Below are 20,162 nucleotides of genomic sequence, written 5' to 3' on the forward strand. Positions count from 1 at the left end.
GCTCAGGACTCGAAGTCCCGTGCGGCCGACAGCTCGTAGGCGCGGTCCGGCTCGGTCAGCGCGGCCAGCACCTCGAACCTGCGGTGCCACTGCCCGACCGACCAGGCCAGCCCGGCCGCCAGCCCCTCGGGGGTGGCCGCGTGCAGCAGCCCGGGCACCGGCGGTACCTCGAACTCGTCGTCCTCGTCCGCTACTTCGGAAGTCTCCGGGTCGTACGGCAGCTCGGGGGCCGGGGCCGAGGTGTCCCAGCGCCAGTCCACCGCCGCCTCCTCGCCGTCCGGGCCGACCACCAGCAGCTCGTCGTGCTCCTCGTAGGCGGCCGGGCATCCGGGCAGCAACTCCCGGACGAACGCCGGGACCCGGTGCAGCGCGCCCTCCGAGAGCACCCGGCCGCCCGCGATCTCGCTGGCCAGCGAGACGTGCAGGCGCTCGGCGAGGGCGGCCGCCAACGCCGGGGCGACCGGCAGCAACGGGTACGGGTGCAGCAGCTGCACCAGGTCGGGGGCGTCGGCGACGACCGCCTCGGTGGCGTCCACCAGCACGGTGTGCGCCGGACGCCGTCCGCTCTGCTCGTCCAGCGGCGGCAGCGCCCGGACGGTGTCGAGGGATTCGACATCGTCCGCGGCCGCCAACGCCGAGTAGATGCCGTGCAGTTGGCGGTGCGAGACCTCGCTCTGCGGGTCGGTCAGCCGGTCCAGCAACTCGTCCGGGCCGTGCGGCTCGGCCAGCAGCGCGGCGAGGGTGGTGCGCACCCCGAGGGCGTGCAGGAACTGCTCGTCCAGCGTGGTGCGCGCCTCGTCGTAGAGGCCGCGCAGCAGCGGGTCGGCGCCGGCCGCGCGCAGCCCGGCGGGCTCCTTGCCGTCCAGCACCGGGTGGTCGCGCAGCCACCAGGCGGTGTACGGCGGCAGGTCGGTGTACGTGCCGCCCGGCAGCAGGACCCGGACGGGGGTGACCACGGCGTCCCGGTACGGCGGGCGGGCCAGCACGGCGAGCGCCTCGGGCCAGGCCTCCTCGTCCACCAGGTCGAGGTCCCGCACGGCCGTCAACTCGGCGGCCACCGGCGGCACTCCGTACTCCACATCGTCCGCGTGCAGGGCCTCCAGCACGTCCTCGCACCACTCCGCGAGGCCGTCGGGCGCCTCGTCCAGCAGGCCGGTCGGCGCGCCGCCGGCCGCCCGGTCGGCCGGTGCGGTCGGGTCCAGCCGCTCCAGGTCGTCCGGGTCGAGCACCACGTCCTCCGCCCTGACCAGCACGAAGTTGCTCAACACGCCTACCGCTGCGAGGACTTCGGCGCCCCAGCGCTCCAACAGCTCCTCGTCGACGTACGGCGCGTCCTCCGGGCGGGCCAGCCGGGCCAGCGGGCTGTCCGGGAGGATCAACTCGCCGGCCCGGGAGAGCTCTCCCTCGTCGTCGAGCAGCGCGAGCCGGGCCAGCCACGGGTGGTCGCCCGGCCGGGCCTCCGCCGCCTTCACCAACGCCAGGACGGCGTCGGCCAGTTCGGCGGCGGCCTGGTAGTCGTCCTCGCCGTTCTCCAGCGAGCGCGCCACGGCGGCCCGCAGCTCCGGGGTCTGCAGGATCCCGGCCGGGGTCGCGGTGACCGCGCCCAGCTTGGCCAGCAGCGGGTGCGCGGCATCGGGGTGCGCGAGGCGCAGGTCCAGGCGTTCCAACGCCTCGGCCAGCGACTCGGGGTAGCCGGGGTAGCCGGCCCAGTCGGCGGCGTCCGAGGGCAGCAGCACCCGGCGCGGCCCGGTCACCGTACGGCCGGTGGCCAGCGGCACCGGCAGCGCGCCGAGCGCCTCCGGATCGGCGCCGAGCAGCGCCGCGTACAGGCTGCGCCACCAGGACGGCTCGCGCTCCAGGCCGCCGAGCTGGTCCACCACGTCGGCCAGCGCGATGCGCCGCACCTGGAGCGCGCGCAGCTCCGAGCGGCGCTCCAGACCGGCCGGCAGCAGCCCGGGGAAGATCGGCGCCAGCGCCTCGACCACCGAGCCGTCGGCCCCCTCGACGAGCGTGGCGTCGCGCGGGCGCAGCGCCGGAGTGCCCTCCTCGACGGGGGCCGGGTGCGGCAGGAACGCGGTGCCGGGCAGCCGGCCGAGGATCGCGGCGCGCAGCGCGTTGTCCAGCGCGCCCTGCCCGAGCGGCCCGGGCACCAGCGCCAGCGAGCCCAGGTCGGCCCCACGGGCACGCAGCAGCTCGGCATAGGCGTCGGCCGCGCGCTCGGTCAGGTAGTCCGCCAGCGCGCCGGGCGCGACGTGCCGACGGGTCGGGTCCAGCGGGTAGGAGGCGATCAACAGGGCCGGGACGCCGAGCGGTTCGTCGCTGGGGGTGGGCGAGTGCAGGACCGGCGCCACCGGCAGCGGCTGCGGGGTACCGGCCGCCGAGACCGGGACGGCCCAGGTGACCGTCCAGTACGGGCGGGCCCGCTCCTCGACCGGGCGGTCGAGCAGCAGCTCGGCGGGGAGCGCGCCGGTGGCGGTGACGGTCTGCCAGACGGACCTGCCACCCTGCTCCCCGTCGCGCTCCCCGCTCTGGTCGGTCAGGGTGACCACGCCAAGGCCGTGCTCGGTCCGCTCGGCGGCCGAACGGGTGAGGGTGCGGCTGCGGCCGTCCGGGGTCTCGACCACCACCTCGGCGATGCCGGGCAGGGTGAGCAGCAGCGCGTCGTCGATGCCGTCCAGCAGGCGGCGGGTCAGATCCTCGGCGGCGGCGTCCCGCAGCTTGAGCAGCACCACCGTGTCGTAGCCGGCCGGCGGCTCGCCCTCGGCGGGCAACGGCAGGCGCAGCAGCGGGACATGACCGTCGCGGCGGCGCAACTCCTCGGCCAGCTCCGGGTGTTCACCGGCCCGCTGGTCGGCCAGCGCGCGCGCCGCGGCGAGTGACCAGCGCACCCCGCCCTGGGTGCTGAGCAGTACGGGCTCGTCGCTGACGGCCAGCACGGCCGCGAAGCCGACACCGAACCGGCCCACCGTGGGGCTCGCGTCGGCGCGCTTGGAGGAGGCGCGCAGGGTGGAGAGCGACTCGACCGCGGCCGCGTCCAGCGGGGCACCGGTGTTCGCGGCGGCCAGCACGCCGTCCCGCAGGGTCAGCCGGAGCCGGCCCGGGCCCTCGCCGGCCCGGCCGGCGGCGTCCGCGGCGTTCTGCGCGAGCTCGACGACCAGCCGGTCGCGGTAGCCGCCGAGGGCCAACTCCTCCTCGGCGTTGGCGTCCTCGCGGAAGCGCGCCGGGGAGGCCGCCCAGGCGTCCAGAACCCGGCGCCGCAGGGCCGCCGTGTCGAAGTGGTCGGCGGCCTGTTCGTCGCCGCTGCCGATGATGCGAGGCTCCACTGGATTGCCGCCTTCCCCGTCTGTCACACCTGACCTGCCGTCGGGGGCATTCTCCCTCGAACGGACAGGCCGGCCGACCAACGGGGCCCGCAGCGCCCGGGTGTCAGGAGTGGCCGAGTTCCTCGGCCGGGGCGTCGGGCTCCACCGAGCCGCTGGCGCGGTCCGGGTGAAGCTGCATCGGCTCGACCATCAGCTCGTCCAGGATCAGTTCGGACGGCACCGGCGGGGCCGGCAGCACGACCGCCTCGGAGTGCCCGCCGCAGCCGTACGCCAGCGAGACGATCTGGCCGTCGGCCGGACCGTACTCGTTGCCGCAGACGCCGAAGGCCTGGCCCAGCGAGCCGCCGATCGCGATCAGGAAGCCGCAGCTGGTGCAGGCGGCCGGCGCGGACTGTGCCATCGGGGTCTGCGCGCCGTGGGTCTTCTCCCAGCGGTCGGCCGCCAGGTGCAGGCCGAGCCGGGAGAGCACCCGGGGACGGGACATCCCCAGTTCGGCGGCGATGGCGCCGATCTCCGCGCGGGCCGGGGCGGGCTGGACCGTGGGGTCCGAGACCTCCAGGTCGTCGTCGCCGTCGAAGATCGCCGAGTTCGGGGCCGGCTCGTCCTCGCCGGTCCAGCCGGGCTCCAGGCGCAGGTCGTCGGCGTCGGTCGGCAGCAGGTCACCGGGGCCGAGGTCGCCCGGGCGCAGGCGCTCGCTCCACGGCACCCACTGCGGCGCCAGCACGGCGTCCGGTCCGGGCAGCAGCACGGTCTCGTCCAGGGTCACCAGCTTGGAGCGCGGCGCGCGCGCCACGGTGACCGCCCAGTTCCAACCCCGGTAGGCGGCGTCCACGCACTCGAAGGTGTGGGTGACGACCCGCTCGCCCTCGGCCTGCACCCCCAGGTGGGCGCCGACGGCCTCTGCGCCGACCGAGTCGACCGCTGCTTGCCTGGCGAGTTCGACGGCCTCGGCACAGAGCCGATCGGGGGTACGGCTTCGCATCGCAGCACTCACGGCGTCGGTTCTCTCCCAGTCTCTTACCTGCAGCCTATCGCCGGCGACCCGGCCGGGCCGGTGCCGGGCAGTCGCGGCCGTCGCCCACGTGCCCGCCGCCGGGTGCGGGAAACCCCCCGGGCATGGCGTCGTGTCGGACGAACCGCTGGTACCACTCGCTCGTGGTACCGCTCCCTATTCTGCGCGAACCGGTACCGGTCCGTGGACCGACCGCGCCGCCGTCGGGCGATACCGTCCGTCCCCCTGCGCGATCACCAAGGCAGCGGTACGCGTAGTGCAGGCTACCCGTCGCCCCGGCTCCGGCGACAGTCCGGGAAGTCCGGGACCACTCCGCAACCCGCCCGCGACCGGCCCGCGACCTGCCCACGACCCGGGGGCGACCCGGATGCGACCCGGCTGACGGGCAGGCCACGACCGGGCTCCGGGCGTTCCCGGAGCGGTCTTCGAGGGCATCCGGGTGTGCACCGAGGGGCCGAGCCGCGCCGAGTGAAGCGGAATCTCTCGTCGCACGCGGGATTGTCAGGCAGGATTGCCTGTGTGGCGGACGAAACCCCGTCGCAGCACGCCCTGCACGCTTCACCGCCTGCCAGGTCGGAACAGGCCGCTCCCGCAGACGGGGGCGACGGACCGGCGGCGGAGCCGGTGCCCGTGCCGCGACAGCAGACCTCGGTCCCCCCTGTGGACGCTACGGATCCACAGCCGGAGGACGGCTCCCCGGCGCCCCGGACCGGATCCGACCCACTCGACACGCCCGACTCAGCGGCCGATTCAGCGCCCGACTCAGCGGCCGACTCCGACCTCGCGGCGGCGCCCGTCGATGTCGAGGCCCGGCGCAACGTCCTGGTCCGCGGCGCCTCCGCCGCCGGCCTGACCACCGGCCGGGTGGTGCACGGCACCGGCCGCCGGATCCGCAAGGCCACCTCCGCCGACGGCGCGGGCGAGTCGGGCCTGGCCAAACTGATCGAGCTGCACGCGCTGAACTCCTTCGGCGACATGCTGATCACCGTCGCCCTCGCCTCGACCATCTTCTTCTCCGTCCCCACCGGCGAGGCCCGCGGCCGGGTGGCGCTCTACCTGGTCATCACGATGGCCCCGTTCGCGCTGCTCGCCCCCGTGATCGGCCCGCTGCTGGACCGCGTGCCGCACGGCCGGCGGGCCGCCATGGCGATGTCGATGCTGGGGCGCGCCGTCCTCGCCTGGACGATGGCGGGCACCATCACCAGCGGCAACCTCGCCCTCTACCCGCTGGCGCTCGGCTGCCTGGTCGCCTCCAAGGCCTACGGCGTGGTGCGCAGCGTGGTCGTCCCCCGGCTCAAACCGGCTCGGGTGACCCTGGTCAAGGCCAATTCACGGGTCACCCTGGCCGGTCTGCTGGCCACCGGGATCGCCGCCCCGGTGGGCGGCCTGCTACACCTCCTGGGACCCTCCTGGCCGCTGCGCGGGGCCTTCCTGGTCTTCGTGATCGGCACCCTGATGGCCTTTCACCTGCCGCACCAGGTGGACTCGGCCAAGGGCGAGGAGCGAGCCGTGCTGCACGCCTCTCCCACCCCGCTGCCGGAGCTCGCGGACGGGTCGGCCGCGCCCGCCAAACGCCCGAAGGCCAGCCTGCGCACGGTCGGCCCGGCCGTGATGCTCGGCCTGCGCGCGGTTGCCGCGCTGCGCGGCCTCTCCGGCTTCCTGATGCTCTTTCTGGCCTTCCTGCTGCGCGCCGAACCGGTCGGCGGCCTGGCCCCGACCGCCGCGCTGGGCCTGGTGGCCGTCGCGGCGGGCGTCGGCAACGCGCTGGGCTCGGTCCTCGGCTCGTGGCTGCGCACCCGCGGCTCGGAGGTGACCATCACCTCGATGCTGCTGCTGGCCACCACCGCGGCGGCCGCCTCCGCCCTCTGGTACGGCCTGGTGACGATGCTGGTGGTGGCCGCGGTCGCCGGGGTGGCGGGCTCGCTGGCCAAGCTGGCGCTGGACGCGCTGATCCAGCGCGACGTCCCCGAAGCGGTCCGGACCTCGACGTTCGCCCGCTCCGAGACCCTGATGCAGCTCTCCTGGGTGGCCGGCGGCACGCTCGGCATCCTGCTGCCGCTGAACGGCACGCTGGGTCTGTCGATCGCCGCCGCGATCCTCGCCACCGTGCTGCTGTGGACGGTCGTCGCACTGCTCCGGTCGGGGGTTCGCAGCGGCGCACCGCACCCCCGCGTCGCGTGATCGGCAGAGTTGGGTAGCCTTCGTGCCATGAGCCTCAGCACCCGTGTCATCGCCGGTCTCGGCGCCGTGGTCGTCATCGGCGCCGGCACGCTCGGCGGTTCGATCGCCTACGCGTCCAGCAAGAACGCTCCGGTCGGGAGCCGCGCCACCGTCACGGTCGGCCGCAACTCCCACGCGTACGAGCCCTCCTGCTACAACGCGGGCAAGCCGTTCGACGACGCCACGAACAAGGCCTGTGGCGCGCTGGCGAAGTCGATCGGGAAGTTCCCGGTCATCAACGTCTCGACCGCCGACCAGATCGGCGTGGGCGTCGACCCCGACACCGCCAAGAACGGCTGGCAGGCCTACACCAACGGTGGCAGCAGCAGCCAGGGCGGCGGCACCCCGCTGGCCAAGCAGCAGAAGGACAACACCTTCTCGGGCCTGCAGCCGGCCGTGAACGTCCTCACCTCGACCCGCGACACCACGCTCACCGTCGTCGAGTTCGACCCGAAGACCGCCAACTCGGCGCAGCCGAACATCATCGCCGTCTGGTTCGTGACGCTGCGCAACAACGCGCTGCCGGCCGCCTCGCCGCTGTCGCAGGACCCGTCGCAGGGTCAGGACCCCTCGCAGGGCCAGGACCCGTCGCAGCAGTGACCGACCGCCTCGCAGCCTCCGACGACCAGCAGCCGAACGCCCGGCTGCTGGTCGTCGTCGCCGTTGCGGCCGAGGCCGAGGCGGTGCTGCGCGGCGCTCCGGCCGGCCGGGTGGAGGTGCTGACCGCCGGTGTCGGCCCGGCCGCGGCCGCCGCGGCCACCGCCGGCGCGCTGGCCGTCGGGCGCCACCCGCTGGTGCTGTCGGCCGGGATCGCCGGCGGCTTCGCCCCGACGGCGCCGGTCGGCGCCGTGGTGGTGGCCGACGCGATCGTCGCCGCCGACCTCGGGGCGCAGACCCCGGACGGCTTCCTGGACGTCGCCGCGCTCGGCTTCGGCACCGTCCTGCACACCCCGCCGCCCGCCGCCGTCGCGCTGCTCGCGGCCGCCACCGGCGCGGTCACCGGCCCGGTCCTGACGGTCAGCACGGTCACCGGCAGCGCCGCCCGCGCCGACGAGCTGAGCGCCCGCCACCCGGGCGCGGCGGCGGAGGCGATGGAGGGCTTCGGGGTCGCCGAGGCCGCCGCCCGGTTCGGCGTTCCGGCCTGCGAGCTGCGCACCGTCTCCAACGCCGTCGGCCCGCGCGACCGCTCCGCCTGGCGGATCGGCGAGGCGCTCGGCGCGCTGGAGCGGGCCTTCGCCGCCCTGCCGTACGAGAAGCTGCTCCTGGAGGTGGACGGTGGCTGAGCCACTGCGGATCGCGTACTCCCCCTGCCCCAACGACACCTTCGTCTTCCACGCCTGGGCGCACGGCCTGGTGCCCGGCGCGGACGCGCCCGAGGTGCTCTTCGCCGACATCGACGTCACCAACGGCCTCGCCGAGCGCGGGGAGCTGGACGTCCTGAAGATCAGTTACGGCGCGCTGCCCTGGGTGCTGGACGAGTACACGCTGCTGCCCTGCGGCGGGGCGCTCGGACGCGGCTGCGGGCCGCTGGTGCTGACCCGGCCGGGTGCCTCCGGGGACCTGAGCGGCAAGACCGTCGCGGTGCCGAGCGAGCGCTCGACGGCGTACCTGCTGTTCCGGCTCTGGGCCGCCGACGCGGTGCCGGGCGGGCTCGGCGAGATCGTCGTGCTGCCGTTCCACGAGATCATGCCCGCCGTCCGGGACGGCCGGGTGGACGCCGGCCTGGTGATCCACGAGGCCCGTTTCACCTACCAGCAGTACGGCCTGGAGAAGCTCGCCGACATGGGCGAGGCCTGGGAGCGGACGACCGGCCTGCCGATCCCGCTGGGCGCGATCGTCGCCCGCCGCTCGCTGGGCGCGGCCCGGCTGCGGGAGATCGCGGACACGATCCGCGACTCGGTGCGGGCCGCCTGGGAGGACCCGCAGGCCTCCCGCGACTACGTGCTGGCGCACTCCCAGGAGATGGACCCGGCCGTCGCCGACCAGCACATCGGGCTCTACGTCAACGAATTCACCGCCGACCTGGGCGAGGCCGGCTACGCCGCCGTGCGCGGGCTGCTGACCAGGGCGGCGGCCGAGGGCCTGGTCCCGCCGGTCGGACCGGACGCGCTGGCCTTCCCCTGAGCGCCCGGCTCGGGGGAAGGCCGGTTCGACGTCTGGGACCGACCGGCCTCAGACGTCGAACTGGTCCGCCACCGCGCGCAACAGGGCGGCGAGCTGCGGGCCGGCCGGCTTGGTGGGGTAGCGGCCGTGCTGGAGCCCGGGCAGGATGCCGTCCAGCGTGGTGATCAGATCCTGCACGATGGGTGCCATGTCGTCGGCGCTGCGGCGCTGTGCGGCGGCCACCGAGGGCAGCGCGTCCAGCAGGGTCACCGACATCGCCTGTTCGCCGCGATGCCCGGCGACCACCCCGAACTCCACCCGCTGACCCGGCTTGAGCACGCTCACCCCGGCGGGGAGCGCCTTGCTGTGGACGAAGACGTCATCGCCGTCGTCGCGCGACAGGAAGCCGAAGCCCTTCGTCTCGTTGAACCACTTGACCTGGCCGGTGGGCATCTGGACATTCCTTGGGGTGGAGGTGGGCGCCCCGGCAGCTGAGCCGGGGAACCGAACGGAGTGGTGGGAACCGGTGCCGGCTCGGCGCGTCCGCAGTCGTGGGCAGTGGACATGGAGCAGGCGGACGGCTGGACAACGGGCCGTCATTCGCGGTTTTTCACCGGCAGACTAACGACCGCTCAGGGTTTCACTCGCGTACGGCCGGGGCACGATGCCCGGCTCTGGCGCGGGCGGGCGGCCAGGGTACAGCGGGACCGGGTCGCGACGCGGCACTCTCCACTGGCTCACACCCCCTGGCAGGAAGCGGGGCCGTCGGTGACCCCGTGCGAGACCTTGCATACCCCTGTCGGCCTGCGGTCAAAACTCCCTGTCCGCAAGGAACCGCAGGCAGTGACGACCCGTCAGGCCGCCGAGGTTCCCGACGGCGGCAGGGCCGCGACGTCCGGGCCGGTCAGGCGGGCGCTGAGCCAGGTCAGCGAGGCGGGGAGCATCCGGGACCAGAGCCCGGCGCCCGGGCCGGCACCGTCCGGCGTGATCGAGGACACGCCGGCCGGCGGCCGCACCGCGTCGACGAACTGCCGGGTCGCCCGGGCGTCGTCGCCGTCGCCCTCGCGGCCGCCGCCGACCAGCAGCGACACCGCGGGCTGCGGACGGTGGGCCAGCCGCCAGAGCAGGTCGGCCTCCTGGCGGCGCTGCGCGCTGCCGTCGAACAGGTCGCCGGTGGCCGGGTCCTCGGCGGCCTTGTAGTAGCCGGCGAGCGAGACGGCGGTGCGGTAGACGCCCGGGTGCTTCAGAGCGAGCTTGAGCGCGCAGTAGCCGCCGGTGGAGTCGCCCGCCACCGCCCAGGCCCTCGGGTCGGCCGAGACCCGGTAGGTGGCCCGCACGGCGTTCGGGACGTCCTGGGTGAAGTAGGTCTCGGACCGCGGGCCGTCCGGGACGTCCTCGCACTCGGTGTCGCGGGCCGGTGCCGGGGACGGGCGCATCAGCACCATCACGGTCGGCTTCATCCGGCCCTGCTCGATCAGCTGGAGTTCGGCGGCGGGGTAGTCGAGCCGGGTGACCGGGCTGCGGGCCGGGTCGGGAAAGGCGGTGATCGCCAGCACCGCCGGGAACCTGCGGTCCGCGTAGGCGCTCTGGAAGTACTGCGGCGGCAGGTAGACGTAGCCCTCGGTGCTCAGCCCGGTCCCGGCGCCGGGGATGCGCACCCGCTCCAGCCTGCCGACCACGGCCGGGTCACGGCCCTCCGCCCGGCCGCCGCGCACGTTCTCGCCGCCGATCGCCTGCACGCCCGGCGGCCGGACGCCTTCGGAGAAGGTGTCCCGGACGATGACCGGGCCGTCGGCGGCGGTGCCGAGACCGTCGTCCCAGCCGCCCCAGCTGTCACAGAGGGCGAAGCAGGCGTTGGCGGCCAGCAGCAGCATGACCAGTGCGGACAGCGCCGGCACCTTGCGCGCGGTGAGACCCATCCGTCCGTCGGCTCCCGTCCCCTCGGGCGGGCGGCACCCCGTCCGCCCGCACTCTCCAAGGGTCCCCGAACAAATGAGCGGGACAGCGGGCCCTCAGGGGGAATCCGTCCCCGCCGATCGGCGGGGACGGCGGCCGTCTTCTGCGAGACTGGGACGTCCGCTCAAACCGAATCGTCAGGAGTTGTGTGGTGTCCGTGGTGAACAGCGACTCGGGCGACGGCCTGATCCGGACCGGGGCCGTCGTCTTCTGCGTGGGCGCGCTGGCCACGATCGTGACCTTCGTGCCGCTCTTCCTGCACCTCACCCCGCTGCCCACCCCGGCGTACTGGGCGAGCATGCTGATGCCGCTCGGATTCCTGCTCGCGCTGGTCGGCCTGTTCCGCTCGGCCCGGGCCCAGCGCCGGCGCGCCGACGCCGCGTAGCCGTCCCGCCGCTCAGGCCCCAGGCCTCGGCTCAGGCCGCCAGGTGGCCGGCCAGCCAGCCGGGGAAGCCGGTCAGGTCCGCCAGCGCCACGTCGGCGCCGGCCGCGGTGAGCGCCTCGGCCGAGTACGGACCGGTGGCCACCCCGACCGCCACCGCACCGGCCGCGCGAGCGCCGACGATGTCGCCCAGGTGGTCGCCCACGTAGACGCTCGCGCCCAGCTCGCGCAGGGCCGTGCCCTTGCCCTCCGCCCAGAGGTCGCCGACCAGGGCGTCGGAGACGATGCCCGCGTGCTCCAGGTGCAGGCGCGCGTTCGGCTCGTACTTGCCGGTGATCACCACCACCCGGCCGCCCTGGGAACGGACCGCCGCGACGGCCTCCAGCGCGCCCGGCAGCGGGACGGTCGGGGCGAAGGCGTGGTCGCGGTAGAGCGCCCGGTAGCGGGTGAGCATCTCCGGTATGTGCTCCGCGGGGAACCAGTTGGCCAGCTCGTCGGCGAGCGGCGGACCGAGCCGGGTGACCACCAGGTCCGCGTCGATCGGGACGCCGGTCTCGGCGACCAGCGCTTCGTAGGTCGCCTTGATGCCCGGGCGGGTGTCCAGCAGGGTCATGTCGAGGTCGAACCCGACGGTGAGCGGGGCCGGAGCGTCATAAGCAGCGGTGGAAGGCATACGGCCAGCCTAGCCAGGCCACGGGGGGTGTCTGCTGGATGATGGGCGCACCGACCGCCAGGGAGCGCCGATGCCTCGTCAACTGCCGCGCCGGGCCGTGCTGGGTGCGGCGGCTGCCGTCACGCTGGGCGCCTGCACGCCGGGGGGCGACACCGCCGAGGTGGGGCCGGTGGCCCAGCCGAGCAGCACGGTCGGCAGCGCGCTCGGGCCGGTGGCGGTGGCGGCCGCGCCGCTGCGGGTGGTGACGCTGGACACCGCCGAGCTGGACTCCGTGATGACCCTGGGGATCACGCCGGTCGGCGCCTCCCCGGCGGCGGCCGACCAGTGCCTGCCCGGGTACTGGCCGGGCTCCCGGCTGGCCGAGGTGGCCGGCACCGGGACGGTCGGCGATCCGGACTACGCGCGGATCGCGGCGTTGCGCCCGGAGCTGATCCTGAGCAGCCGGCTGCGCGACGACACCCACGCCGAGGCGCTGCGGCGGATCGCCCCGACGGTGCTCAGCCAGAGCACCGGCTACCCCTGGAAGGCCAACTTCCAGCTGCACGCCCAGGCACTGGGCCGGCTTCCGGAGGCCGCCGCGATCACCACCGCCTACCACGGCCAGCTCGCCCAGGTGTCGCGCGCGCTCGGCGGGCCGGGCAGCACCTCGACCCGGCGGATCAGCCTGGTGCGGTTCGTCCAGGGCGGGCGGATCCGGCTCTACGGCAAGCAGAACTTCCCCGGCTCGCTGCTCACCGACCTCCAGCTAGGCCGGCCCGCCGCACAGAACGTCGACCAGTTCGACGTCGAGATCACCCTCGACCAACTCGCCGGCGCGGACGGCGACATCCTGCTCTACGCCACCTACGGCGACCCGGTGGCGGCCGGGACCACCGCCGCGCTGGCCTCCCCGGGCTGGCAGGCGCTCGGTGCGGTCCGGGCGCACCGGGCCTTCGCGGTGGACGACCAGCTCTGGTTCGAGGGCATCGGGTACACCGGCGCCGAGCTGGTGCTGGCCCAACTCCAGTGCCTGCTCGGCGCCTGAGCGCCGGAACAGCGCCAAGGCCCGACCCGACCGACATCTTGTGACGTGCGCCACAGCGGGCCCACCATGGCGACATGACGAACACTCAGATCCGAGGTGAGTCAGCATCCGACGCGCAGTCCGGGGCCCAGCGGCGCAAAGCCGCCCTGGCCCGCGCGTTCTCGCTCGCCGCCGACGAGTACGACGAGGCCAACGGCCCGTTCTTCAACCCGGTCGGCGTCCGACTCGCCCAACTGGCCGGGCTGCGGCCCGGGGACCGCGTCCTGGACGTCGGCTGCGGCCGCGGGGCGGTGCTCTTCGCCGCACTCGCCGAGGTCGGCCCCGAAGGCTACGTCGCCGGGGTGGACCTCGCGCCCGGGATGGTCCGGGCCACCGCCGCGCAGGCCGCCGGACGCGGGCTGCGCAACGTCAGCGTCCGGGTGGACGACGCCGAGTCGCTGGGGTTCCCGGACGGCTCGTTCGAGGCGGCGCTCTCCTCGTTCGCGCTGATCTTCACGCCCGACCCCGCGGCCGCGCTCGACTCGCTGCACCGGGTGCTGATCCCGGGCGGGCGGCTCGGCTTCACCGCCTTCGGCGCCGACGAGCCGGGCTGGGACCGCCCGATGGCGGCGCTGAACGCCTTCCTGCCGCCCGAGGCGGCGCGCCGCAGGCAGAGCAGGGCGGCCAAGTTCAACCCGCTGGGCCGCACCCCCGAGGAGGTCGCCGAGCTGCTGCACCGCGCCCGCTTCACCGACCTGCGCACGGTCGAGCACCCCGCCGCCACGCACTACCCGGACGCCGCCGCCTGGTGGCAGTCGCTGCGGGCCGGCGGCTGGCGCGGGTTGCTGGAGAGCATCCCGGCCGAGCGGCTGGACGAGGCCAGGGACGCCGCCCTGGCCGAGCTGGCCCCGCTCGCCCGCCCGGACGGCAGCCTGTGCCGGCGCACCGCGGTCCGGTACACCACCGCGCTCAGCGGGTAGCGCCGAGGCGCCCAAGCGCGCGCCCGCGGCACTGGGCGCGGGCGCGCTACGGCTTGGACCTGCGGCGCATCGCCACCAGCAGCAGGAAGGCCGCCGAGAGCACCGCCGCCAGCCGCAGCACCCCGGGGGCGGAGGCGAAGACGGCGTGCGACATCGCGTTGCCCTTGGCCAGCGGCGCGCCCCAGCGGCCGGTGGTCCGCCCCCAGAACCAGAGCGTGGAGACGGTCATCGTGATCAGCGGGATGCCGAGCACGGCGAACCGCTTGGTCAGCTCCCCCAACTGCTGCGAGAGGTAGCCGAGCACCCAGCCTGCCAGCATCACCAGGATCAGTCCGGTCACCGAGCCGCCGACCAGCACCACCGCGGAGAGCAGCAGCAGCGGTGAGGGACGGCGGCCGCTCAGGAACCGGCGGCTCGGCAGCGCCTGCGCGTCCACCACCTCCGCCGGTCCGCTCACCGGTGCGCTGCCCGGGCTGCGCTGGAGCGGGATCCAGCGCGACCTGGTGGCCGGCGGCTCGACCGCCGCGGGCTCCTCCTCCGGTTCGGCGCTCGGCGTGGTCTCGGTGTCGTCCGGCGGGAACGCGATCTGTACGGAGTCCCAGCCGGGGTAGTCGCCGGCCGTGACGTTCGGCAGCACCGGGCCGGGCGAGAGGGGCGCGATCAGCCAGGCCGGGGGCTGCTCGGGCATCGGCGGGAGCACCGGCGGCGCGGGCACCGAGCGCTTGCGGAAGATCGAACGCGACTGGGGCACCGGGACCTCCGGCACCGGCGGCCCCGCGACGGCCGGGCGCGGGGTGGGCTCCGGCTGGTTCGCGACGTAGACGCCGTCGCCGTCCGCCGCCCCGGCCGGGCCGGGGCCCGCTTCCGGGTCCGCGTCCGGGCCGCCGGAGGCCGCGGCGCCGATGACCCGCCAGGGACCGTCCACCCGCCACCACTCACCGCCCGACAGGCCACCCGTGTACCCGTCGTCGGCCTGCCCCTGCGCCCGGTCCTCCGGTCGCCCGCCCGGCCGTCCGTCCGACTGCCCACCCGCCATTGCCAGCCACCCTGTTCCGTGCTCCAGGCCCTGCCGCCCGCTGACGCTACCGACTGCCGCCCCTCGACGCGACCCTCCCGCCCTATGCCCGGGCCCGCGCCCGGGGAACCCGTACCCGGCCACGGCTCCCGGGCTTCACCTGGGCCGACTACTCTGGATCGGATGACCACTGAGCCGAACGGACAGCCCGGCAGGGCCCGCACCCTCGCCGAAGAGCTCCGTGCCCGCAGCGACGATGCGCTGGCCACCCTGCTGCGGCTGCGCCCCGATCTGCTCAACCCGGTCCCGAGCGATCTCACCCAGCTCTCCGCCCGGCTCTCCAGCCGGGCCTCCGCGCTGCGGGCGCTGGAGCGGCTGGACCGCTTCACCCTCCAGGTCGCCGAGGCGCTGGCCGCCGCGCCCGACGGCAGCCCGGACACCGTCGCGCGCGACCTGCTGGCCGGTCCGGCCCGGGTCAAGCCGCACCCGGCCGCCCAGCCGGTGGAGCGCGCGGCCGTCGTCGCCGCACTGCCGCACGCGCTCGCCGCGCTGCGCGACCGGGCCCTGCTCTGGGGTCCGGACTCGGCGCTGCGCCTGGTGATCGCGGTGCGCGAGGCGCTGGCACCGACCAGCGCGGCCCCCGGCAACACCCGGCTCGGCCCGACCCTCGCCGAAGCCACCCTGGGGATGTCCCCGGCCCGGTTGCAGCAGCTGGTGACCGGCGCGGGCCTGCCCGGCACCGCCGACCCGGTGACCGGCGTGGCGGCGCTGACCGGGCTGTTCACCGACCGCAAGCGCTGCGCCGCACTGCTCGCCCAGGCGCCGGAGGCCGCTCTCGGGGTGCTCGACAAGCTGGTCTGGGGCCCGCCCACCGGCACCGTCCCGGACGCCGGACGCCCGGTGACCGCCGCCGACGCGCGCAGCCCCGTCGAATGGCTGCTGGCCCGCGGGCTGCTGCTGCCGTCCGGCCCGGGCACCGTGGTGCTCCCGCGCGAGCTGGCGCTGCACCTGCGCGGCGGGCGCAGCCACCAGATCGTCGAGCCCACCGCGCCCACGCTGGTGCCGACCGTCGAGCGTGATCCACAGGCTGTGGACAGCGCGGCGGCCGGCCAGGCGTACACGGCGGTGCGCACCGTCGAGGAGCTGCTCGACTTCTGGGGCCTGCAGCCCCCCGCCACCCTGCGGGCCGGCGGCGTGGGCGTGCGCGACCTCAAGCGCACCGCGCTCACCCTGGACGGCACCGAGCAGCAGGCCGCCTTCTGGCTCGAACTCGCCTACGGCGCGGGCCTGCTGGCCCCGGACGGCGAGTCGTCGGAGTCGCCCGCCCGGATCGGCGAGGTGTGGGCGCCGACGCCCGCGTACGACTTCTGGCTGCAACAGCCGATCACCGAACGCTGGGAGCTGCTGGCCCGGACCTGGCTGGCCGCGACCCGGGTCGCCGGACTGACCGGCGCACCCGACGCCAAGGGCAAGGCCCGCGCCCCGCTCGGCCCCGAGCTCGACCGGGTGCTCGCCCCCGCCACCCGGCGCGCCGTCCTGGAGCTGCTGGGCCAGCTCCCGCCCGGCGGCGTGGCGGACCCGGCCGCGCTGCTGGCCGTCCAGCGCTGGCAGCGCCCGCTGCGCGGCGGCGCGGCCGGCCCGGACGGGCTGGACCTGCGCGACCAGCTCACCGGCTGGACCCTGACCGAGGCCGAACTGCTCGGCGTCACCGGGCGTGGCGCGCTCGCCGCGCACTCCCGCGCCCTGCTGGCCGGCGAGGACCCCGGCCCGGTGCTCGGGCCGCTGCTGCCGCGTCCGCTCGACCATGTGATCCTCCAGCCCGACCTGACCGCGATCGCCCCGGGCCCGCTGCTCACCCCGCTCTCGCAGGCCCTCGCGCTCTGCGCCGAGATCGAGTCCAAGGGCGGCGCGACGGTCTACCGGTTCACCGCCGAGTCGATCCGCCGCGCGCTGGACGCCGGACGCAGCGCCGCCGACCTGCACGTCTTCCTCGGCCAGCACTCGCGCACGCCCGTCCCGCAGCCGCTCAGCTACCTGATCGACGACGTGGCCCGGCGGCACGGCGTGCTGCGGGTCGGCGCCGCCTCCGCCTACCTGCGCTGCGACGACAGCGGCCTGCTCGCCGAGGTGCTGGCCGACCGCCGCACCGTCGAACTGCGGCTGCGACTGCTCGCGCCCACCGTGCTGGCCGCCCAGGCCGCGCCCGAGACCGTCCTCGCCGTGCTGCGCACGATGGGGTACGCCCCGGCCGCCGAGTCCGCCGACGGCGACCTGCTGATCACCCGGCCGGACAGCCACCGCACCCCGCACCGCAGCGCGCCCACGCCCGTCTCGGAAGGCCCCCAGACACCGGACGCGGTCCTGCTCGGCGCCGCCGTCAAGGCGATCCGGGCCGGCGACCGGGCGGCCACCGCCGTACGCCGCGAGACCGTCACCGGCCCCGCCGCCAACCGCGCCCCGCAGGGCCCGGCCCGCGCCGACACCCGCCAACTCCCGCGCACCGCGGCCGCCGACACCCTCGCCGCGCTGCAGACCGCGGTGATGCTCGGCGAGCGGATGTGGATCGGCTACATCAACGCCGAGGGCCTGGCCTCGCAGCGCGTCATCGACCCGGTCAAGGTCGAGGGCGGCTTCGTGACGGCCTTCGACCACCACGCCGAGAAGCTCAACACCTTCGCCCTGCACCGGATCACCGGCGTCGCCGAACTCGACGAGAACTGAGGCCCCTCGCATGGAACCCGCCCCCGAACTCGCCCCCGGCATCCGCTACGCCGTCACCGACCGCCACGGCGGCTTCAGCCAGGCGCCGTTCGACGCCCGGAACCTGGGCGGCGCGACCGAGGACAGCTTCGAGGACGTCCTGCGCAACCGGGAGCTGACCGCCCGCGAACTGGGCCTGGCCCCCGACCGGGTGGTCTGGATGCGGCAGGTCCACAGCGCCACGGTCGCCCGGGTCTCCCGCCCCTGGGGAGCGGACGCCCCCGCGCTGGACGCCGTCCTCACGAGCGAACCGGGCCTGGCGCTGGCCGCGCTGGCGGCGGACTGCGCCTCGGTCCTGCTCGGCGACCCAGTGGCCCGCCTGGTCGGCGCCGCCCACTCCGGCCGGGTCGGCACCCTCACCGGCGTGGTGCCCCACCTCGTCGCCGCGATGTCCGAAGCCGGCGCCGACCCCGCCCGGATGACCGCCCTCGTCGGCCCGATGGCCTGCGGCCACTGCTACGAGGTCCCCGAAGCCATGCGCGCCGAGGCGAGCGCCACCCTCCCCGCCCTCTGGTCCACCACCCGCCAGGGCACCCCGGCCCTGGACATCCGCGCCGCCATCACCGCCCAACTGACCACCGCCGGCATCGGCGAGATCCGCCACGACCCCCGCTGCACCATCGAGGACCCCGAACTCTTCTCGCACCGCCGCGACCAGCGCACCGGCCGCTTCGCCTCGTACATCTGGCTGGAGGACTCAAACGGCCCGAAGTGAGCGACACTGGAGGGTCTGCGTCTGACCGATGGAGGATCGCTCAAAGTGAACGACGGCCCGCTGATCGTACAAAGCGACAAAACTCTGCTTCTGGAGATCGACCACCCCAGAGCCGCCGAGTGCCGCCGAGCCATCGCGCCCTTCGCCGAGTTGGAGCGCGCGCCCGAGCACGTCCACACCTACCGGGTGACGCCGCTCGGCCTGTGGAACGCGCGGGCCGCCGGGCATGACGCGGAGCAGGTGGTCGACGCGCTGGTGAACTTCTCGCGGTACCCGGTGCCGCACGCGCTGCTGGTGGACGTCGCGGACACGATGGCCCGCTACGGGCGGCTGAAGCTCAGCAAGCACCCGGTGCACGGGCTGGTGCTGACCACCACCGACCGGCCGGTGCTGGAGGAGATCCTGCGGTCGAAGAAGATCATGCCGCTGGTCGGCACCCGGGTGGACCCGGACACCGTGCTCGTGCACCCCTCCGAGCGCGGGCAGATCAAGCAGACGCTGCTCAAGCTCGGCTGGCCGGCCGAGGACCACGCCGGTTACGTGGACGGCGAGGCACACCCGATCGAGCTGGACCAGAGCGGCTGGCAGCTGCGCCCGTACCAGCAGCAGGCCGTCGAGGGCTTCTGGCACGGCGGCAGCGGCGTCGTGGTGCTGCCCTGCGGCGCGGGCAAGACGCTGGTCGGCGCGGCGGCGATGGCGGAGGCCAAGTCGACCACGCTGATCCTGGTCACCAACACCGTCTCGGCCCGGCAGTGGAAGCACGAGCTGGTCAAGCGGACCACGCTGACCGAGGACGAGATCGGCGAGTACAGCGGCACCAGGAAGGAGATCCGCCCGGTCACCATCGCCACCTACCAGGTGATGACGACCAAGCGGAAGGGCACCTATGCCCACCTGGAGCTGTTCGACGCCCGCAACTGGGGCCTGGTGGTCTACGACGAGGTGCACCTGTTGCCCGCGCCGGTCTTCAAGTTCACCGCCGACCTCCAGGCCCGCCGGCGGCTCGGGCTGACCGCCACGCTGGTGCGCGAGGACGGCCGGGAGGGCGACGTCTTCTCGCTGATCGGCCCCAAGCGCTTCGACGCGCCGTGGAAGGAGATCGAGGCGCAGGGCTACATCGCGCCCGCCGACTGCTGCGAGGTGCGGGTCACCCTCACCGACACCGAGCGGCTCGCCTACGCGACCGCCGAGCCGGAGGAGCGCTACCGCTTCTGCGCGACCACGGCGACCAAGCGCCGGGTGGTGGAGGCGCTGGTCAAGAAGCACGAGAAGGACCAGACACTGATCATCGGGCAGTACATCGACCAGCTGGACGAGCTGGGCGAGGTGCTGAACGCCCCGGTGATCAAGGGCGAGACCAGCAACGCGCAGCGCGAGAAGCTGTTCGAGGCCTTCCGGACCAAGGAGATCAGCGTCCTGGTGGTGTCCAAGGTCGCGAACTTCTCGATCGACCTGCCGGAGGCCACCGTCGCCATCCAGGTCTCCGGGACCTTCGGCTCCCGCCAGGAGGAGGCCCAGCGGCTGGGCCGGGTGCTGCGGCCGAAGGCGGACGGGCACTCGGCGCACTTCTACTCGGTGGTCGCCCGGGACACCGTCGACCAGGACTTCGCCGCGCACCGGCAGCGCTTCCTGGCCGAGCAGGGGTACGCCTACCGCATCATCGACGCGGACGACGTCTGACCGACCGGCTAGAGCTTGACGCCGACGCCGTCGCGGCCGAGGAAGACCACCCGCGCGGCGGTGTCGAGCACGATGCCGACGTTACGGACGGCGGTGGTCAGCGGGCCTCGGCGGCGGCCGGCGGCGGCCGCCGTGCTGCCGTGGGTGGGGAGCGTCGGGATCGGGACGGATTCGGTCTGCGGGGTGCGCGCCCGGGGGGTTTTGGCCGCTGCCGGGGGCGCCGTCATGGATACGGGGCTCATGTGTTCCACCGTAGTTTCCCGACATCCCGGACACATCACCCCAAAGGTCACGACTATCGGGACCGGCATCGTCCTCCCGGCGTATGCCACCCCTACGG

At 75.0% G+C, this 20,162-nt stretch carries 17 protein-coding genes; 10 read left to right on the top strand and 7 right to left on the bottom strand.

From position 1 onward, the window contains the following. Window positions 1–2: 2 nt before the first annotated feature. Entirely contained in the window at window positions 3–3,323 is a 3,321-nt protein-coding gene (locus tag BS80_RS18295) for a sacsin N-terminal ATP-binding-like domain-containing protein (RefSeq protein ID WP_157536362.1), read from the bottom strand. A gap of 103 nt (window positions 3,324–3,426) precedes the next feature. Beyond that, window positions 3,427–4,305 (bottom strand): DUF3027 domain-containing protein, encoded by an 879-nt coding sequence (locus BS80_RS18300; RefSeq protein WP_035798742.1) that lies wholly within the window; start codon window positions 4,303–4,305, stop codon window positions 3,427–3,429. 852 nt (window positions 4,306–5,157) lie between these two features. Between BS80_RS18300 and BS80_RS18305 the strand changes: the two genes are divergently transcribed. From BS80_RS18305 to BS80_RS18320, 4 genes are read left to right on the top strand one after another with little or no spacing between them, the layout of a single operon-like run. Continuing rightward, complete coding sequence (locus BS80_RS18305) at window positions 5,158–6,516, top strand: MFS transporter (protein ID WP_408607429.1); 1,359 nt, start codon at window positions 5,158–5,160, stop codon at window positions 6,514–6,516. 27 nt (window positions 6,517–6,543) lie between these two features. Next, window positions 6,544–7,155 (top strand): hypothetical protein, encoded by a 612-nt coding sequence (locus BS80_RS37820; protein WP_051966757.1) that lies wholly within the window; start codon window positions 6,544–6,546, stop codon window positions 7,153–7,155. Then, window positions 7,152–7,838 (top strand): futalosine hydrolase, encoded by a 687-nt coding sequence (locus BS80_RS18315; protein ID WP_051966758.1) that lies wholly within the window; start codon window positions 7,152–7,154, stop codon window positions 7,836–7,838. The genes BS80_RS37820 and BS80_RS18315 overlap by 4 nt, the downstream gene beginning before the upstream one ends. Next, a complete protein-coding gene (locus BS80_RS18320; protein ID WP_035798744.1) occupies window positions 7,831–8,679 on the top strand; it encodes a 1,4-dihydroxy-6-naphthoate synthase in 849 nt (282 codons plus the stop codon). The genes BS80_RS18315 and BS80_RS18320 overlap by 8 nt, the downstream gene beginning before the upstream one ends. A 48-nt stretch (window positions 8,680–8,727) precedes the next feature. Here the strand turns inward: BS80_RS18320 and BS80_RS43565 are convergent, their stop codons facing one another. Further along, window positions 8,728–9,111, bottom strand: coding sequence for a cold-shock protein (locus BS80_RS43565; protein WP_035798746.1), 384 nt, complete (start codon window positions 9,109–9,111; stop codon window positions 8,728–8,730). 401 nt (window positions 9,112–9,512) lie between these two features. Further along, the gene (locus BS80_RS18330) at window positions 9,513–10,577 is read right to left on the bottom strand and encodes an alpha/beta hydrolase (RefSeq protein WP_051966759.1); all 1,065 of its coding nucleotides are present in this window, start codon (window positions 10,575–10,577) and stop codon (window positions 9,513–9,515) included. A 188-nt stretch (window positions 10,578–10,765) separates the two neighbouring features. Here BS80_RS18330 and BS80_RS18335 point away from each other — a divergent pair, with 188 nt between their 5' ends. Continuing rightward, a complete protein-coding gene (locus tag BS80_RS18335; RefSeq protein ID WP_035798748.1) occupies window positions 10,766–10,999 on the top strand; it encodes a hypothetical protein in 234 nt (77 codons plus the stop codon). Window positions 11,000–11,030: 31 nt separating this feature from the next. On the opposite strand, the gene BS80_RS18340 is transcribed toward BS80_RS18335, so the two are convergent. Next, window positions 11,031–11,669, bottom strand: coding sequence for an HAD family hydrolase (locus BS80_RS18340; RefSeq protein WP_035798750.1), 639 nt, complete (start codon window positions 11,667–11,669; stop codon window positions 11,031–11,033). A 70-nt stretch (window positions 11,670–11,739) separates the two neighbouring features. Here BS80_RS18340 and BS80_RS18345 point away from each other — a divergent pair, with 70 nt between their 5' ends. Further along, window positions 11,740–12,693 (top strand): ABC transporter substrate-binding protein, encoded by a 954-nt coding sequence (locus BS80_RS18345; protein ID WP_035798752.1) that lies wholly within the window; start codon window positions 11,740–11,742, stop codon window positions 12,691–12,693. Between the two features lie 74 nt (window positions 12,694–12,767). Next, window positions 12,768–13,652, top strand: coding sequence for a class I SAM-dependent methyltransferase (locus tag BS80_RS18350; protein ID WP_051966760.1), 885 nt, complete (start codon window positions 12,768–12,770; stop codon window positions 13,650–13,652). A gap of 46 nt (window positions 13,653–13,698) precedes the next feature. On the opposite strand, the gene BS80_RS37825 is transcribed toward BS80_RS18350, so the two are convergent. Continuing rightward, window positions 13,699–14,688, bottom strand: coding sequence for a hypothetical protein (locus tag BS80_RS37825; RefSeq protein WP_051966761.1), 990 nt, complete (start codon window positions 14,686–14,688; stop codon window positions 13,699–13,701). A gap of 162 nt (window positions 14,689–14,850) precedes the next feature. On the opposite strand from BS80_RS37825, the gene BS80_RS18360 reads away from it, so the two are divergent. Genes BS80_RS18360 through BS80_RS18370 form a run of 3 tightly spaced genes read left to right on the top strand, consistent with a single transcriptional unit; the run spans window position 14,851 to window position 19,822 of the window. Beyond that, window positions 14,851–17,388, top strand: a complete 2,538-nt coding sequence (locus BS80_RS18360) for a helicase-associated domain-containing protein (protein ID WP_035798754.1) — start codon at window positions 14,851–14,853, stop codon at window positions 17,386–17,388. A gap of 10 nt (window positions 17,389–17,398) precedes the next feature. After that, window positions 17,399–18,142, top strand: coding sequence for a peptidoglycan editing factor PgeF (gene pgeF, locus BS80_RS18365; protein ID WP_035798756.1), 744 nt, complete (start codon window positions 17,399–17,401; stop codon window positions 18,140–18,142). Window positions 18,143–18,187: 45 nt separating this feature from the next. Then, window positions 18,188–19,822, top strand: a complete 1,635-nt coding sequence (locus tag BS80_RS18370) for a DNA repair helicase XPB (RefSeq protein WP_035798759.1) — start codon at window positions 18,188–18,190, stop codon at window positions 19,820–19,822. An 8-nt stretch (window positions 19,823–19,830) separates the two neighbouring features. On the opposite strand, the gene BS80_RS18375 is transcribed toward BS80_RS18370, so the two are convergent. Further along, the gene (locus BS80_RS18375; protein WP_157536365.1) at window positions 19,831–20,064 is read right to left on the bottom strand and encodes a hypothetical protein; all 234 of its coding nucleotides are present in this window, start codon (window positions 20,062–20,064) and stop codon (window positions 19,831–19,833) included. Between the last annotated feature and the right edge of the window lie 98 nt (window positions 20,065–20,162).

The sequence above is a fragment of the Kitasatospora mediocidica KCTC 9733 genome (assembly GCF_000744225.1).
Lineage (GTDB): Bacteria > Actinomycetota > Actinomycetes > Streptomycetales > Streptomycetaceae > Kitasatospora > Kitasatospora mediocidica.

What these genes read in the sequence shown, in the direction of transcription:
- BS80_RS18360 (WP_035798754.1), top strand. Translation starts at nt 14,851, where the DNA reads ATGACCACTGAGCCGAACGGACAGCCCGGCAGGGCCCGCACCCTCGCC.
- BS80_RS18375 (WP_157536365.1), bottom strand. Translation starts at nt 20,064, where the DNA reads ATGAGCCCCGTATCCATGACGGCGCCCCCGGCAGCGGCCAAAACCCCC.
- BS80_RS18345 (WP_035798752.1), top strand. Translation starts at nt 11,740, where the DNA reads ATGCCTCGTCAACTGCCGCGCCGGGCCGTGCTGGGTGCGGCGGCTGCC.
- BS80_RS37825 (WP_051966761.1), bottom strand. Translation starts at nt 14,688, where the DNA reads ATGGCGGGTGGGCAGTCGGACGGACGGCCGGGCGGGCGACCGGAGGAC.
- BS80_RS18300 (WP_035798742.1), bottom strand. Translation starts at nt 4,305, where the DNA reads ATGCGAAGCCGTACCCCCGATCGGCTCTGTGCCGAGGCCGTCGAACTC.
- pgeF (WP_035798756.1), top strand. Translation starts at nt 17,399, where the DNA reads ATGGAACCCGCCCCCGAACTCGCCCCCGGCATCCGCTACGCCGTCACC.
- BS80_RS18350 (WP_051966760.1), top strand. Translation starts at nt 12,768, where the DNA reads ATGACGAACACTCAGATCCGAGGTGAGTCAGCATCCGACGCGCAGTCC.
- BS80_RS18340 (WP_035798750.1), bottom strand. Translation starts at nt 11,669, where the DNA reads ATGCCTTCCACCGCTGCTTATGACGCTCCGGCCCCGCTCACCGTCGGG.
- BS80_RS37820 (WP_051966757.1), top strand. Translation starts at nt 6,544, where the DNA reads ATGAGCCTCAGCACCCGTGTCATCGCCGGTCTCGGCGCCGTGGTCGTC.
- BS80_RS43565 (WP_035798746.1), bottom strand. Translation starts at nt 9,111, where the DNA reads ATGCCCACCGGCCAGGTCAAGTGGTTCAACGAGACGAAGGGCTTCGGC.
- BS80_RS18330 (WP_051966759.1), bottom strand. Translation starts at nt 10,577, where the DNA reads ATGGGTCTCACCGCGCGCAAGGTGCCGGCGCTGTCCGCACTGGTCATG.